Consider the following 16105-nt stretch of genomic DNA (forward strand, 5'->3'; position numbering starts at 1 on the left):
AAGGAAACCCCCAAGGCGTTGGGGGTTTCTTCCTAAATAATTTGATATACTGGAGAAAGGGGGTGCATGCAATATATGAAACTGGAAAGACTCACAGGTTCCTACGGACAGCTCAGCAGCTTGGAGAAGAAAGTGGTGGAGTTCATGGCGTCTTCGCCGGAAGAGGTGGTGAAGATGACCGCAAGGGATCTTTCAGAAAAACTCTTCATCTCTAAGACCACCATCATCAACCTGTGTAAAAAACTGGGTTTTGAAGGCTATACGGAGCTGAAATACTATCTTAAAAGTGCTTCTGAAGATGAGAAGAAGGTGTGGAAAGAAAAAGAGGTAGTTTCTTTTTCTGAGATTCTCCGGGATCTTCGGGAGGAAGCGGAAAAGACCTTGGATCTTCAGAAAGAGGAGAATGTGGCCAAGATGTCCGAGATTCTCCAGTCGGCGAGAACCGTCTACGTGGTGGCCCGAGGAGCCTCCAAACCCTTTGGGAGCTACCTGAACACAAGGCTTGCCATGCTGAAGATCAGGACCATTTTTGTGGATGACTTCAATCTCATCGACAACATCAAAGACCATATCGAGCCTGATGAAGCGGTGCTTCTTCTTTCTTTATCCGGAAACACCAAGAGGATCCTCGATATTGCCAAAGGGGCCAGGATCCGTGGGGCCAAGGTGCTGGTGATCACTGGTTTTTCGGACAATAAAGTGGAAAAGTACGCAGACAGCGTGCTGTATGCCTATGCCAAAACCACAGATACAGAAGTCAATGATCTCATATCCAGAGTGGGCATGCATCTGACGCTCCAGATTCTCTTGACCTATACGCAGAAAATGCTGGAGAAAAGGAGAACCTAAGATGATCATTCGTTCTAGAAACATACATACAGAAAAAGGCGTTGTGGATGGATTCCTCAAGGTCGAGGATGGCAGAATTACATATATTAAAGAAGAGGTGAAGGGGGAAGACTTTCTTGATTATGGCGACAGCCATATCATTCCGGGCTTTCTGGACCTTCATGTCCATGGCTTTGGCACGGGATCCTTCTGGTATGAAAAGACGGAGGAATCTCTCAATGCCATGGCGAGAAGCATGGTGAAAGAAGGAGTCACCACCTTTCTTGGCACCACGGGCACCGATGATCTTGAAGAGATCAAGGAAAGCCTGGTGGAAGCAAAGAAAGCGGTGGAGAACTGGACACCGGAAAAAGGATCCAGGATCCTGGGGGTGCATCTGGAGGGTCCTTTCATCAATAAAGAGTTCAAGGGGATGCAGAAGGAGGAGTTCTGTCTGGATCCTACGGTGGAAGTGGCAGAGGAGCTTTTGTCCGCCATAGGAGAAGAGCATGTGTATCTCATGACCCTAGCACCGGAGCTTCCTGGTGCGGAGGATGTTATAAAGCATCTTCATGAGAAGAAGGTCCAGATCAGCATCGGACATAGCGCTGCAGAACTGGAAGACATTGGAAGGCTCAAGGGCTACGGCCTTGGAGGCGTCACCCATATGTACAGCGGCATGCGGGGCTTTCATCATAGAAGGCCTGGCGTGGTGGGAGCTGCTCTCTACTTTGAGGATCTCTACTGCGAGTTTGCCAAGCAGACGGGGATGACGGTGTCTCATGAAGCGTTCCGCATTGCGTATAAAGTGAAGGGAGCCAAGGGCATCATGCTTTGCACGGATTGCACGGGTCTTGCCCATGTGAAGAGTCCTTTCCATCACTACATCCGGAAAGAAACCTATATCCCGGATGGCGAGTCTGTCCTCATCCGGAAGGATTCTGGCGAGGAGTACCGCCTGAACAGACGGGATGTGGAAGCGGTAAAAAACCTGGAGATGGGCTACTTCTCTTCGGTGAAGACCATCATGGAGAAGCATGGCATTTCTTTAGAGGAGATCATCACCATGGCTTCGGAAAATCCAGCCAAGTACATCGGCGTCTTTGATCAGGTGGGATCTCTGAAAGACGGAAAGAAGGCGGATTTCCTGGTGCTGGACCATCATATGGACCTCATGGAAGTCTATGTAGAAGGGGTATCTCAGAAGATCCATAAGGAATAGAATCCATGAAAAAGTCTCTGCGAAGAAATATGCTTCTTTCGCAGAGACTTTTTCTCCTCTCCAGGTTTTGGGTTTGAGATGGAAGGCATCATAAAAGGGACTCCATGGAATCCCCTACGAATGATTATATAGTGCTGATATAGTCTACTGTATGAAGCGTGATGTCGGTGGCAACATATGCCAAGAGAATCAAGGCAATCCCTACAAAAAGGATCTGAAGATTTTCAGTCCCAGTTCTTTTTTTCCGTTCCTTCCATGTGCCAAGGATCAGCAAAACGCCCTTCACAAGGAGATAGATACTGAAGATGATTTGAACCACCCGGAAAGAAACATAGGCGGAAGGAATGGTTCTTAGTCTTTCGTTGTTACCTAATGCCATGAGAGCAATGAAGAAAACCATGAGGAACACTTGGTATAGAGGGCTTCTTTCTTTCTTCTCAAATAAGTTTGCCATGATGCATACCTCCAAGATATTGAATTTGTATTTTACAAAACATAATAAAACCACTTACTTTTACTCTATTATATATTGCAATACTACTAAAGTCTAGTTAATTCAAAATAACTATTGTTATATATCTTTATCTGTACCCTTCTTTTGGTTTCTATGGGAGAAAGAAGGAGAGAGGCCTTGTAAAAGGAGGCGGCCTTCCGCATAATGTACATAAGTGATAGAAAGGGGAGATAGATCGATGGCACTGGTGACAATTGAAAACATACTTCAGCTGGAAGGGTTCCAGAATGCAAAGGTGGTGGCCGGAGCAGCGGGCATGCACCTCATGGTGAATAATGCCATGCTTATGGAGGTTCCAGATATCTTTCCCTATGTGGAAAAAAACAATCTTCTCATTACTACCCTCTTTCCGGTCTATGAGGATGAGAAGGCCATGGAGGAGCTGATTCCAAGGCTCTCTGAGCTGGGAGTGTCCGGCATCTGCATCAAGCCGTTTCGGTACATCGGCGGTATTCCAGAACGGATGAAGGAGCAGGCGGATGCCCTTTCCTTCCCGGTGATCGAGCTTCCCAAAGAAGCGAACCTTTCGGGTCTCGTCACAGAGATTCTGGAGATTTCTTTGAAAAAACATATGGATGTGCTGAACTTCAGAAATAATGTCCACGACCGCCTCATGGGGCTCTTTCTGGAAGGCCGGGAAATCCCGGAGCTTCTTCAGAGCCTTGCGGACATCTGTCAGAGTGAAGCGGTGCTTCTGGATGCCTCCTATAAGGTTCTTCACCGGTCAGGAGAAGCCTGCAACCCTTGTTATACCTTCACAGGAACACCAGAGAGAGGCGTCCTGAAAGTTCATCTGGGAGAAAAACTGCTCAGTGAAGAAGACTATATTCTTCACCCCATCCGGGCAGGCGCAAGGCTTTTTGGCTATCTTCTTCTTCTGAAAGAAAATGGCAAAAGCGACAGCCTTCAGGTGGCGGCAGAAGAAGCCTCTCTTCTCATCGCCTCCGTATATTTTAAAAACTATGCGGTGATGGAAAAGGAAAGAAGTTTCCAGGACTCCTTCATCAGAGACATTCTCCAAGGGAAGGTCACCTCGCCCATGGAGACCATCAATAAAGCCCGGTACTTCGGCTGGAACATGGAGTTTCCCCAGGTGATCCTGGTGCTGAAGATCTTTGATGGGGATGAAAAAAAGAAAAAGACCTACTATGAGGAGGTCATGGATGAGAAGATCATTGACGGGGTACTGGAAAGAGAGCTGAGACTCACAGGCAAGAAGTTCAAGTATGTGTATCTCGATGACTCCATCGTCATTTTCATCAACACCATCTTCCTGGAAAAGCGGGAGGAAGCACTTAAAAATGCCGCGGAGAAGCTGCTGCAGATGAAAAAGACCGAGATGCGTCTTGGCATCGGCATCTCTGAAGAAGCCCTCTCCATTTTAGAGCTTCCATCTTCGTACAGACAGGCGAAAATGACCCTGGAGATTGGCAGTCTTCTCAAAGAGAACTCCTTCACCTCTTCCTATCGGGACTATGAAATGTTCTCCCTTTTACGGGAGATGAAGGACAAAGTGCTTCTGGAAGCCTTTGTGGAAAAGAAGCTCGGGAGGCTTCTTCTCCATGAGAAAACCCACAGTGGAGATCTTCTGAAAACCCTTCAGGTGCTTCTGGAGGAGAACTTAAATGCCAAAAATGCCGCCAAGAGGCTCTTCATCCACTACAATACCATGCGCCACAGAATCGAGAAGCTGAAGGAGCTGGGGGTGGAGCTGGAGCAGGGCTTCTCCTTAGGAGAACTTGTCTTTGCCTATTATGCCTATATATGGCAGGAGGCGGAAAAGTCCAGAGAACTGAAAGAAGACCTATAAAACAGATAGTATCATCATCGGGTTCATTGTCACTTGGTGACAGTGAACTCGTTTTCTTTTGGCACTATATCATGATGAAATCACATTTTCCTTCATGATATGATGAGGGCAACAGATAATTTGTTAACAATCAACATTCTAGGAGGAAACAACATGGTAGATATCAACGTATTCAAACTTCCAGTGGCAGGACCTGATGATGTGTCCGTACTGAAGGAAAAAGTAGCAGCAGGAGAAATTGTCGCAAAGGACATCATTGCAGTTCTTGGAAAGACAGAAGGAAACGGCTGTGTCAATGACTTCACCAGAGGATTCTGCACCATGGCGTACAGAAAAACCATCTCTGATCTTACAGGCTTATCCGAGCATGAAGTAGAGAAGAAGGTGGCATTTGTCATGTCCGGCGGAACCGAAGGAGTCATGTCTCCTCATGTGATGATCTTCACAAGAAAAGAACTGGAGGAGGAAACCTCATCTGAGGAAAAAGCACTGAATGTTACGGTGGGATTCACCAGAAACTTCCTGCCAGAAGAAATGGGTACCGTCACCATGGTTCAGGAAGTGAAGAGAGTGGTGCTGGAGCTCATGGAGCAGGCGAACATTGAAAGCAAGGACGATGTGCATTTCGTGCAGATCAAGTGTCCGCTTTTAACTTCTGACAGAATCCTGGATGCAGAGAAGCGTGGAAAGAAAGTTGTGGTCACCGACACCTACAAGTCCATGGGATACACAAGAGGCGCATCTGCTCTTGGTGTTGCCATTGCGCTAGGAGAAGTGGACGAGGCGAAGGTAACAGAAGAGACCATCCTAAAAGACTACAGCCTCTATTCCGGTGTGGCTTCCACCTCTGCAGGAGTGGAACTGTTAAACTGCGAGATCATTCTCATGGGAAATGCCAAGGGATCAAAGAGCAAGTACAGAATCGGACACAGCGTCATGCAGGATGCCATTGATCTGGAAAGCATCATCGAAGCCATGAACAGTGCAGGTCTTTCTGTGGACAAGCTGCCTACAGAAGAAGACAAGAAGAGAATCGTCAATGTGCTGGCGAAGGCAGAAGCTTCACCAGACGGCTATGTGAGAGGCAGAAGAAACACCATGCTCACAGACTCTGACATCAACCATACAAGACACGCAAGAGCTGTGGTCAACGGACTCATTGCAGGACTTGTGGGAGACCCTATGGTCTATGTGTCCGGTGGTGCAGAGCACCAGGGACCAGCAGGCGGCGGTCCTGTGGCTGTTATCATCGAAAAATAAACGTCGAGGGATGACGTAAAGGAGACAGAAAATGGATTTACTAATTAATCTTGTGCCTCTTATCATAGTTGTTGCGCTTCTTTTCATGAAGAAGCATATGCTGGTGGCAGGCCTCTTCGGAGGACTGGCTGCCATTCTCATCGGGGGGATGAACCTGTCTGATGTTTCAGGCATGTTTGTGGGAGGCATCTCCAACATGCTGGGCATCACGGTGCCGATCCTTTATGCGGCTTCTGCTGCCATGGTTTCCCAGGCAGGAAGCATCGAAGCTCTGGTTGCTCTTTTCAGCAAGAGCCTCAAAGGTAAGATCGCAGTTCTTGCAGGGTTCATTGTCCTCATCCAGGGATTTGCCACCTATATGGCAGGCATGGGCGCAGGAAACACCATGGTCACAGCGCCACTTGTGGCGGCTGCTGTAGGTGCGGTGCCTGAAGTCATCGCAGCCATGGCCATCATTTCTGCGGTAGGCTTCACCACATCCCCAGCTTCCACAGAAACCATTCTGGCTGCAGAAAGCGCAGGGGTGGATGTGGCCGTTCATGCAGGAAACATGATGCCCTTCACCGTGGTCTTCTACCTTCTGGCCTTTGGGCTGGCAGTTTATGGCGTGAAGAAGAGAGGCGCTCTCTTTGCTGGAAAAGACACGAAAAAAGAAGAAGATCTTCAGGATGCGACCACAGGTCAGCTTCTGAAAAGAGCATTCCCAGCCATCGCATTGCTTCTTATGGTGGTAGGCGGAGCCAAGATCAACGGACTTATCGGTTTTTCCCTCTTCAATCCAGCCACCACAGTGATTCTTACAGCGGTGCTGACGGTTCTTCTTACCAAGATGAACTCTGATGAAACATCAGAAGCGCTCATTGACGGATCCAGATTCATTCTGACCACCATGTTCTCTGTGGGTATTTTCTTATCCTTCATCAACATGATTGCAGCCCTGGGCACCTTTGAACAGATTGCGGGCATCGCAAGAAATGCGCCGGAGTCCATCATTCTCCCCGTGGCCATGATCATCGCGTTCCTCATCGCCATTCCTTCTGGTGCATTCACTGCTGGAGTGCTGACCCTTATTCTGCCAACCCTGTCTGCTTTGGGCCTTCCATCGGAAGCCATGGGCTTTGTGGCCATTGCCACAGGTCTAGGTACCCAGATCAGCCCCGTGCAGATCAATGTGGCAGCTTTAGCGAAGGGCTTTGATTCAGACATCATGGGAGTCATCCGAATGAACTTCAAGTATGTCATTGGCGCGATGGTGCTTCTCACTGCCATGGCCGTGATTTTTGTATAACAGACAGCAAGACGTAATAACTGAGTAAACAGGTAAAGGAGCAGGTAAAAGATATGACGGAAAAGAAAGTAAACCCGGATATTTTATATGGGATGGAGGACAGACCGGAGCTGAAGAAAGCGGTGCCTCTGGCTTTCCAGCATATCTTTGCCATGTTCGCCGCGAACATCACGGTGCCGCTCATGGTGTCTGCACTCCTTGATCTTCCCCCTGCGGACAAGACTTTTCTCATCCAGTGCGCCTTATTTATGGCCGGGGTGGGAACGCTCATTCAGATCCGTAAAGGGAAAAAGATCGGATCGGGGCTTCCCATTGTCATGGGCACCAGCAATGCGTTCATTGCCACGGTGATGTCCATTGCCGGCACCTACGGCATCGGTGCGGTCTTTGCCTCCAGTTTTGTCGGCGGTCTTTTTGAGATGGTTCTTGGAAAGAGCCTGCCGAAGCTGAAAAAAGTGTTTACCCCATTGGTATCCGGTGTGGTGGTGGTCACCCTGGGGGTGACCCTCATCCCGGTGGCTGTGAAGCAGGCAGCTGGAGGAACGGGGAATCTGGGAGATCCTACGGCGCTTCTACTGGCGTCGGTGGTGCTTCTCACCATCGTCTTCTGCCACCGCTCCAAAAACAGGTTTGTGAAGTCTGCTTCCATCCTTCTGGGGATTCTCACAGGATTTGTACTCTCCCTTTTCCTGGGGATCCTGGATGGAGGAGCCATCAAGGAAGCATCCTTTGTGGCCGTGCCTCTTCCGATGCAGTACCAGTGGCGATTTTACCCTGCAGCCATCATCGGTATGCTCTTTATGTATGTAGCCACCACCATTGAAACCCTGGGAGACATTTCTGCCATCACCATCGCTGGAGAGGACAGAGAGCCCACGGAAGAGGAAAAGACCGGAGGTGTCCTGGCGGACGGACTTTCCAGTGCCTTGGCGGCCCTCATGAACGGCTTTCCGAACACTTCTTATACTCAGAACATCGGGGTGGTGAATCTCACAGGAGTATTCAGCCGCCATGTGGTAAGAATTGGCGCTTATATGCTGCTTCTTCTGGCGTTTTTCCCCAAGTTTTCGGCGGTGCTTTCTATGATTCCAGTGCCGGTCCTTGGCGGAGCGTCCATTGCCATGTTTTCCATGGTGGCGGTGTCCGGGTTCTCTCTACTTGGAAAGATCCCTTTCACCAGCAGAAACTCCCTCATCATCGCCCTGTCTCTTGGCCTTGGGATCGGGCTCAGCCTGGTGCCGGAAGCGCTTGGCAATCTTCACCAGGACATTCAGCTCATCTTAACCTCTGGCGTGGTGCCTTCCGCGGTCACCGCCATCGGGCTGGATCTCTTTCTTCCGGTGGAGGAGGAAAAGTGAGGACTTTAAAAGGTCTCCGGGCGGAGGAGCTTCTTTACCGAAGGCTTCAGCCTTGCTGTCCTTTCAAGGGGAAAATCCATAGCATCTTTTCCAGCACCATGAATCTCATGGAAGAGGGCGGCAGACTCTGGACCCTTTCCATTGAGCGGGAGATGTATCTGCCGGGTACTCTGGAGATTTCAGGAAAAATCAATTTTGAGGAATATCAGCATCTTTTGGGAAAGCCTGTGCATTTGGCTTCGGGCATGCTGGTCTTAGGACACAGCCTTCAGGTGGATCTTTCAGAGATTCTCATGAGAAAGCCTGAAGAAAGAGGATCTCTAGCCAAAGGCGCAGGGAATCCCAAAGACAATTTAGAAAAGACCCTGGAAGAGCTTCGGATACATGGAAAGCGGGGAGGATGCCTCTCCTTTTTTCTTCCCGGACCTCAAGAAGGGTATCTGGAAAAAGCCTTTCAGGATAGAATCTCAGCGGTGAAAACCACTGGAGATTTCAGACAGATTCTTGGTCTTGGCCTCGGCCTGACCCCCTCGGGGGATGATTTTGCCCTGGGATTTATGGCCATGGCGTCTTACCTTCCGGGAAGCCTTGTGCGAGACACCGCACAAAAACTTAGGACCCTTTTGGAACATGGGACTGTCAGCACCACGGAGGTGAGCCTCCAGATGCTGCACTTTGGCAAAGAAGACAGGTTTCCTGGAGCCCTCACAAACTTCTGTGAGGAAATCCTCTATGGCAGTGATGCGGAAAAGAGGAAAAGTGCTATGGAGAAATTACTGAATATTGGGTCTATTTCGGGGACGGATATGGCCTCTGGTGCACTTTTTGCACTGCAACTACATCTAGAACAACAATGTGGAGGAAATGATGATAAAAAAAGCTGAACTGAGAAAGAATATGTATTTTGACTCTGTGACCCTCATGTCGCTCACCGGTAAGATCCGGGAAATGGACGGCGTCATAGATGCGGTGGTCTCCATGGCCACAGACATGAATAAGGACCTTCTGAAGAGCGTTGGGCTTTTCACCGAGGAAATGGAAGGTGCAGGTCCATCGGATCTTCTTCTGGCTGTTTCATCTGAGAAGGAAGAAGTGGTGGAAGAAGCCTACAAGATGATCCATGAGCTTCTGTCCCCAAAGAAAAAAGTCCAGGGAAAAGGGGCGGAAGTGATTCCGGAGTCCGTGGAAGAAGCGGTGGATCTCCTGCCTGAAGCCAATGTGGCGGTGCTTTCAGTACCAGGAGCCTATGCGGCAAGAGAAGCAAGAAAAGCTTTGGAGAATGGACTTCATGTCATGATCTTCAGTGACAACATGTCTCTGGAAGAAGAGCGTGAGCTGAAGGAAATGGGCAGAGACAAGGGACTTCTTGTCATGGGACCGGACTGCGGCACTTCTTTTATCAGCGGTACAGGCCTTTGCTTTGCCAATGATGTAAGACGCGGCGGCATCGGTATCGTCGGCGCTTCTGGTACAGGTCTTCAGGAAGTGATGGTTCAGATCCATCATCTGGGCGAAGGCGTTTCCCATGGCATTGGTACCGGTGGACGGGACCTTCATGAGAAGATCGGCGGCATCATGATGCTTCAGGGCATTGAAGCGCTGAATAACGATCCGGACACAAAAGTGCTTCTTCTGGTGTCTAAGCCACCAGCCAAGTCCATTGCGGACAAGATCTTTGAAACCATCAGCAAGATTGAGAAACCAGTGGTAGTGTGCTTCCTGGATGGAGAGCCTGTGGAAGGTCTTCCAGAGCATGTGCATTTTGCCAAAGGACTTTATGAAGGAGCAGAAGTTGCAGTATCTTTACTCCAGCCCGAGAAGGAGAAGAAAGAGCTTCTTTCCGGATTTGATCCAAAGAAGTACAGCGATCTTCTTTCAGAAAAGCAGACAGATCTTCGAGGACTTTACTGTGGCGGTACCCTCTGCGCAGAAGGCCTCAGCATCCTAAGAGAAGCACTGGGGCCTGTGAAGAGCAATGTGGCCAAGAAGAGTGAAGAGAAGCTCACCGATGGCGTAAAGACCAAAGGACATGTGCTTCTGGATCTAGGTGAGGATGAGTACACCAATGGAAAGCCCCATCCCATGATTGAGCCTTCCTTACGAAATGAGCACATCCTAAGAGAAGCGGCGAAGGAAGAGACCGGCGTGATATTACTTGATTTCGAACTGGGCTATGGATCCCATGACGAAGCGGTGGAAGTAACGTTAAAGGCCATTGAAAAGGCTAAAATTCTGGCAGAGAAAGACGACAGACATCTGGTGTTTGTGGCTTATGTGCTGGGTACAGATCTGGACAAGCAGGACTATCATCTTCAGAAGAGACTTCTGAGAGAGCATGGCATCCTGGTCTTTGACAGCAACAAAGAAGCAGCCCTGGCGGCAGCAATGATCATGAAGAAGGCGGTATAAAGAATGAGTGAAATGAGTAAGCTTCTTCAGAGTGAACTGAAGGTAGTAAATATTGGTGCAAAAACATTTATTGAAGATCTGAAGCTTCAGGAAAGAGACGTGATTCATGTAGCCTGGAAGCCACCTGCTGGTGGAGATGTGTCTCTTATCAGAGCACTGGAAGTGCTGGAGAAGGACGAGAAGATCAAGGAAGCCAACGAGAAGGTGGTAAACATCATGAAGGCTTCCCATGGAGTCCTCATCGATATGGCAGAAGCCATTGATGTGGTGCCTGGCATGGATGAGAACACCATCCTTCATGCAGGTCCACCGATCTCCTGGGAGAGAATGTGCGGTCCTATGAAGGGGGCTGTCATCGGAGCTCTTATTTTTGAAGACAGAGCAAAGAATGAAGAGGAAGCTGTGAAGCTCATTGAGTCCGGCATCATCAAGTTCTCCCCTTGCAACGAGCATAGTGCTGTAGGTCCTATGGCTGGGGTTCTTTCTCCACACATGCCCGTGCATGTGGTGAAGGATATGACCCATGGCAATGTGTCTTTCTGCAGTGTCAATGAAGGTCTTGGCAAGGTGCTTCGTTATGGCGCCTATGACGAGAGCGTCATCAAGAGGCTCAAGTGGATCCGTGAAGAATTTGCGCCCATCATGAAGAAAGCCCTGGCATTAAAGGGCGACGGTGTTGACATCAAGAGCCTGATTTCCCAGGCTGTGCATATGGGAGATGAGTGTCATAACAGAAACAAGGCAGCCACCAGTCTGTTTTTCCGTGAAATTTCCTCTTACTTCTTCCTGCTGGATGAGGATAAGAAAGCCATCGCCAGATGTGTGGAATTCATGAAGGGCAATGACCATTACTTCCTGAACCTTTCCATGGCAGCTTGTAAGGCGGCAACGGATGCGGCTCAGAATGTGGAAGGATCCACTGTGGTCACCACCATGGCCCGTAACGGTGTGGATTTCGGTATCCGAATCAGTGGTCTTGGCAAGGAAACCTGGTTTACTGCTCCTGCGGATAAGATCAAAGGACTTCTTTTCCCAGGATTTACAGAAGACGATGCAAACCCTGACATCGGGGACAGCACCATCACAGAAACCATGGGCATCGGCGGATTCGCCATGGGCGGTTCTCCGGCCATCGTGCAGTTCGTGGGTGGAACCGTGGCAGATGCCATTGCCTACAGCGAAAAAATGTACACCATCACCACGTCTGAGAATACAAACTTCTCCATTCCTACTCTGGATTTCAGAGGCTCTGCCATCGGTATCGATGTCCTGAAGGTCATCGCCACAGGCACTCTGCCCATCATCAATACAGGAATGGCCCATAAAGTAGCCGGTATCGGTCAGGTAGGCGCAGGTCTTGTAAGTCCACCAATGGACTGCTTCAAGAAAGCTCTTCTGGCTCTGGCAGAAAAAAGGAGCGAAGCGAATGAGTAGAATACTGATTGCCCTGGGCGGAAACGCCCTGGGAAATTCCTGGAAAGAACAGAAGGAAGCGCTGAAAGAAGCGTCCAGATCCATCTCAGACCTCATTGAAAAGGGTCACGAAGTGATCATTTCCCATGGAAATGGTCCTCAGGTGGGCATGATCCATGATGCCATGTCCAAGGAAGAGATGCCTCTGACCGAGTGCACCGCCATGAGCCAGGGCTACATCGGCTATCATCTGCAGAATACTTTAAAGAATGAGCTTCTGAAAAGAGGCATAGAAAGAGAAGTACTCTCCGTGGTCACCCAGGTGGTGGTGGATGAGAAAGATGAGGCCTTCAAGAATCCACAGAAGCCCATCGGACGCTTCATGACCTATGATGAGGCCAAGGCTCAGGAAGACGCCATTGGATATCCTTTTGTGGAAGACTCCGGAAGAGGCTACCGAAGAGTGGTGCCTTCACCAAAGCCCGTGGACATTGTGGAGAAGGAGTCTGTGAAGGTTCTTCTTTCCGCAGGGCACATCGTCATCTCCGTAGGGGGCGGTGGCATTCCGGTGAAGAAGACCCAGTCCGGTTATGAAGGACTGGAAGGGGTCATCGATAAGGACCTTTCCAGTGGTAAGCTTGCAGAGCTTTCCGATTGTGATTTCATGTTCATGCTCACTGGCGTAGACCGGGTAGCCATCAACTTTGGCAAGAAAAACCAGGAAAATCTCTCCAGCATGCATGTGGAAGAGGCCCTGCGCTATGCAGAGGAAGGACAGTTCCCACCTGGAAGCATGCTCCCTAAGGTGCTCACAGGTGTGGCCTTTGCCCAGTCCGGAAAGGACAGAAAAGCCATCATCGGTTCATTGGAAAGAGCCAATGACGCTTTGGTTGGGAAAAGCGGTACCATCATCTACAGCAGCGAGAAATAGAACCTAGACCTTTATGCAAATAAAAAAGATTCCATGGAGCTTGTGAAAGCTTTATGGAATCTTCTTTGGTTTCAGCCACGTCTTTTGGGAGATTTCTTCTCTATATAGAAACGTAGTGAGATGCACAATGCTTCTTTCTCAGCCTGGAGTTCTTTCTTTGCCGTCGTGGTCGTTGATAGGATATTCTGTTGGTAGATCCAGCAGGTCATCGGGCAGTTCTCTGGTTTCTTTAGAGATAGATCAGGAGGCTCCAAATCCCAGAAGAGGAAAGGGGAGAGGGTATATTTACAAGAGTGATAAAATTTCAAAAAAGTGTAAACGATTAAAGGAGCTATATAGTATAATAGAGATACCGTATGTCCTCCTTCGATGTGTATCAACAAGGAAGGAAGTATGGTGAAACATAGGGATACCGCTTTTATGAAAAGGGGATCTAAGGTATGTAGGAAAATAATGGAAATGAAATGCTCGGAGCGCTGTGGAGAAGGGTACGGAAAATGGAGGTTTACAGTATCCCCATGTCTCTGGGTTCAGTCAGAAAGGTTCTGGAAGAAGGCACCTATGGAAAGACGAGATCAGAACATCATAGAAGAGTGAAGCAGATGCGGGCGCATCTGTTTTTTGGCTTCTTCTAGTAGAAGCCAATGATATCTAAAGCAAATAAAGAGTAAACAGCAGAAACAACGGCCTGACCCAGGTCCGTTGAGAAAAAAACAAAAGAATTCAGAATAAAGGATGAAGAACATGAGACTGCTTAAACTTAGAATAGAAGGCCTCAAAGCCTACAAGACTCCTCTAGAACTGGAATTTGTCGCCAGGCAGCGGGTGGTGAAAGAAAACAGCCCACTTTATGAGCTGCTTCCCAGGGTCTATCAGAACAGTACCCTGATGTTTATTGGAGACAATACATCAGGAAAATCGCCCACCATAGAGATGATTTCCTTTGCCATGCGTATGCTGGAAGGGATGCCTCTGTCTCTCATTAAGAATGCTATGGTTCTGGATAACGTGGGGGTTGGAGAGCGCTTTCATCTGGAAACATATTTTATGGGGAGATCGGAGAGGCTCTATAAACTGTTGACCACCATCCGCAAGGATGTGGCTTTCTTTGAAGAGGAAATCAAGTTCATCATTGAATACGAAGCCCTCTATGAGAAGGAGCCTTCGAAGATCCGGTCGAGAAAAAACCTCTTCACCTTTGAGGAAGAGGACCCGGTCCTCACCCGGAAAGGAAAGGCCGAAGAACTGCCTTTAGATGTGAGCATTGCGAAAGACATCTATAAAGAAGAGACCTGTGGCATGCTCCATCTGGATCTCATCCGCTTATCGGAGGAAGAGCTTCTTCAGAAGTTTCTCTCTGTGGACAAGACTCTATTAAAGTTTACAGCCCCCCAGATCGAGAAGATCAGCTTGGATGCGGTGGATGAAGTGAGGGGAGTGAAGGGAATCCATTTGAAGTTCTATGATCTGGACCCGTTCTTTCTCAAGGAAGAGAAAGAGCTGAGAAGGTACATTTCACCGGGGCTCATGAGAACCACGGTGCTTCTTCATATGGCCTCCCAGGTGCTGAAACATGGAGGCTATCTTCTGGTGGACGGTCTGGGCAGGGAGATGTCAAGAGACAAAGCCATTGCCCTTTTGCGTCTTTTTGGAAATCCTGAGGTGAACCGAAAAGGAGCGTGCCTTCTTGCCACCACCCTGGATCCGGATCTTCTGGATGAGATGGAACGCAATGACGGAATCTATCTTCTCCATTACGAGGCTGGAATTGAGGTGAAAAATCTCGCGGAGCTTTTAATGAGAAATGACCTGAAGAAGAGCGACATCTATAGGAGCGGTACCTTACCGGGTACTGCACCTCTTGAGAGTCAATTTAATGAGCTTCTCAACCATCTGAAGAGTCAGATGTAGAAGAGACTATGAGCTTTTGGCTTCTCTCTTCAATATTTGTTATTTAGGAGTTCACAACCGTTTCACAGAATGTTCTTATACTAATATCACCAGTATGCAGATTTTTGGGAGACCTTTAGCATGAGGCCTCCCATGGATGACTGCGTGTGAGAAAGAGGAGAGGATGCTATGAAGAATAAGGCAGTACTCATTGTCAATCCTTCATCTGGAAAAGAACAGGCGAAAGCCTATGAGGAAGAAGCGGTGAAGGAGCTTAAAAAAGTCTATGAAGAAGTGGAAGTCAAGGAAACAAAGGGAGCCGGAGATGCTGAGGGTTTTGCCAAGGAAGCATCTTTGGAAGAAGTCTCCCTGGTGGTCTCCATGGGCGGAGACGGAACGGTCCATGAAGTTGTCAATGGTCTTTCAGACCATAAAGTGAGGCCTGCTTTAGGCATCATTCCCCTTGGCACCGTCAACGATCTGGCACGGGCTTTGGGGATTCCGCTGGAGCCTGAAGAAGCCGTCAAAGTGCTTTCTGTGGGGATCAAGCGGTCCATCGATATTGCAAAAGCTGGAGACCGTTATTTTACCAGCGGATTTGGCCTGGGTAGGGTTTCAGAAAGCATCCATCAAGTGACACCCGACGAGAAATCAAAACTGGGATCTCTGGCGTATCTTCTGGCTGGTCTTAAGAAAATTCTGGAGAAGGAGAAGATACAGCTGAGGATTGACAGCAGGGAAGAGGTGTTCCAAGGAGAGCTCGCAGTGGTTGTGGGATCTCTTTCTGGATCTCTCGGAGGCTTTGAGGGCATTTTCCCTGAAGCGACCCTGGAGGATGGAAAGCTTCATGTGCTTCTTATAGAAGACTTGAGCCTTCTCGATACGGCGAAAATTCTGCCGGATTTTCTGAAAGGAGATGTGGCGTCGTCAGATCACTTGACGTACTTTTCCACAAGAAAAATGAAGGTGGCGCCCTTAGGCGAGGAGCATTATGAGAGCGATCTGGACGGAGAAAAGGGACCCAAGGTGCCCTTTACTGTGGAGGTGCTCCAAGGGCATCTGAAAGTTCTGGTTCCGGATGTGGAGAAGAGTTAAATCATGGATGTAGAAGAGTAGTAGATTCAAGAAGGAATAAAGCAAGGGCACAAAGCAAAAGGTGTCCTTCTTTTTTTGAGGATCTCG

At 48.7% G+C, this 16105-nt stretch carries 14 protein-coding genes; 13 read left to right on the forward strand and 1 reads right to left on the reverse strand.

Going from position 1 to position 16105, the window contains the following annotated elements:
- Window positions 1-75: 75 nt before the first annotated feature.
- Both BM243_RS05980 and nagA read left to right on the forward strand, forming a co-directional pair.
- Complete coding sequence (locus BM243_RS05980; RefSeq protein ID WP_177213467.1) at window positions 76-849, forward strand: MurR/RpiR family transcriptional regulator; 774 nt, start codon at window positions 76-78, stop codon at window positions 847-849.
- Window position 850: 1 nt separating this feature from the next.
- Window positions 851-2050: an N-acetylglucosamine-6-phosphate deacetylase gene (nagA, locus tag BM243_RS05985; protein ID WP_074911365.1), complete on the forward strand. Its 1200-nt coding sequence runs from the start codon at window positions 851-853 to the stop codon at window positions 2048-2050.
- Between the two features lie 124 nt (window positions 2051-2174).
- Here nagA and BM243_RS05990 read toward each other — a convergent pair whose 3' ends face one another.
- A complete protein-coding gene (locus BM243_RS05990; protein ID WP_074911367.1) occupies window positions 2175-2504 on the reverse strand; it encodes a hypothetical protein in 330 nt (109 codons plus the stop codon).
- 238 nt (window positions 2505-2742) lie between these two features.
- Here BM243_RS05990 and BM243_RS05995 point away from each other — a divergent pair, with 238 nt between their 5' ends.
- The 11 genes from BM243_RS05995 (at window position 2743) to BM243_RS06040 (ending at window position 16018) form a co-directional block, all read left to right on the forward strand.
- Window positions 2743-4374 carry a PucR family transcriptional regulator gene (locus tag BM243_RS05995; protein WP_074911369.1) on the forward strand — a complete coding sequence of 544 codons (1632 nt, stop codon included), beginning with the start codon at window positions 2743-2745 and terminating at the stop codon, window positions 4372-4374.
- A 153-nt stretch (window positions 4375-4527) separates the two neighbouring features.
- Entirely contained in the window at window positions 4528-5634 is a 1107-nt protein-coding gene (locus tag BM243_RS06000; RefSeq protein ID WP_074911371.1) for a cyanuric acid amidohydrolase, read from the forward strand.
- Window positions 5635-5665: 31 nt separating this feature from the next.
- Complete coding sequence (locus BM243_RS06005) at window positions 5666-6922, forward strand: hypothetical protein (protein WP_074911373.1); 1257 nt, start codon at window positions 5666-5668, stop codon at window positions 6920-6922.
- A gap of 53 nt (window positions 6923-6975) precedes the next feature.
- Window positions 6976-8280, forward strand: coding sequence for a uracil-xanthine permease family protein (locus BM243_RS06010; protein WP_074911375.1), 1305 nt, complete (start codon window positions 6976-6978; stop codon window positions 8278-8280).
- Window positions 8277-9164, forward strand: a complete 888-nt coding sequence (locus BM243_RS06015) for an oxamate carbamoyltransferase subunit AllH family protein (RefSeq protein ID WP_074911377.1) — start codon at window positions 8277-8279, stop codon at window positions 9162-9164. The genes BM243_RS06010 and BM243_RS06015 overlap by 4 nt, the downstream gene beginning before the upstream one ends.
- Complete coding sequence (fdrA, locus tag BM243_RS06020; protein ID WP_242943517.1) at window positions 9145-10689, forward strand: acyl-CoA synthetase FdrA; 1545 nt, start codon at window positions 9145-9147, stop codon at window positions 10687-10689. The genes BM243_RS06015 and fdrA overlap by 20 nt, the downstream gene beginning before the upstream one ends.
- Before the next feature lie 3 nt (window positions 10690-10692).
- Window positions 10693-12123 (forward strand): YlbE family protein, encoded by a 1431-nt coding sequence (locus BM243_RS06025; protein WP_083422652.1) that lies wholly within the window; start codon window positions 10693-10695, stop codon window positions 12121-12123.
- Window positions 12116-13033: a carbamate kinase gene (gene arcC / locus BM243_RS06030; protein ID WP_074911382.1), complete on the forward strand. Its 918-nt coding sequence runs from the start codon at window positions 12116-12118 to the stop codon at window positions 13031-13033. Before BM243_RS06025 ends, arcC begins: the two co-directional genes overlap by 8 nt.
- Before the next feature lie 497 nt (window positions 13034-13530).
- Window positions 13531-13668 (forward strand): hypothetical protein, encoded by a 138-nt coding sequence (locus BM243_RS15225; protein WP_177213468.1) that lies wholly within the window; start codon window positions 13531-13533, stop codon window positions 13666-13668.
- A 109-nt stretch (window positions 13669-13777) separates the two neighbouring features.
- Entirely contained in the window at window positions 13778-14944 is a 1167-nt protein-coding gene (locus BM243_RS06035; protein WP_074911384.1) for an AAA family ATPase, read from the forward strand.
- Between the two features lie 168 nt (window positions 14945-15112).
- Window positions 15113-16018: a diacylglycerol/lipid kinase family protein gene (locus BM243_RS06040; RefSeq protein ID WP_074911386.1), complete on the forward strand. Its 906-nt coding sequence runs from the start codon at window positions 15113-15115 to the stop codon at window positions 16016-16018.
- Window positions 16019-16105: the final 87 nt, after the last annotated feature.

It is taken from the genome of Proteiniclasticum ruminis (assembly GCF_900115135.1).
Taxonomy (GTDB): domain Bacteria; phylum Bacillota; class Clostridia; order Clostridiales; family Clostridiaceae; genus Proteiniclasticum; species Proteiniclasticum ruminis_A.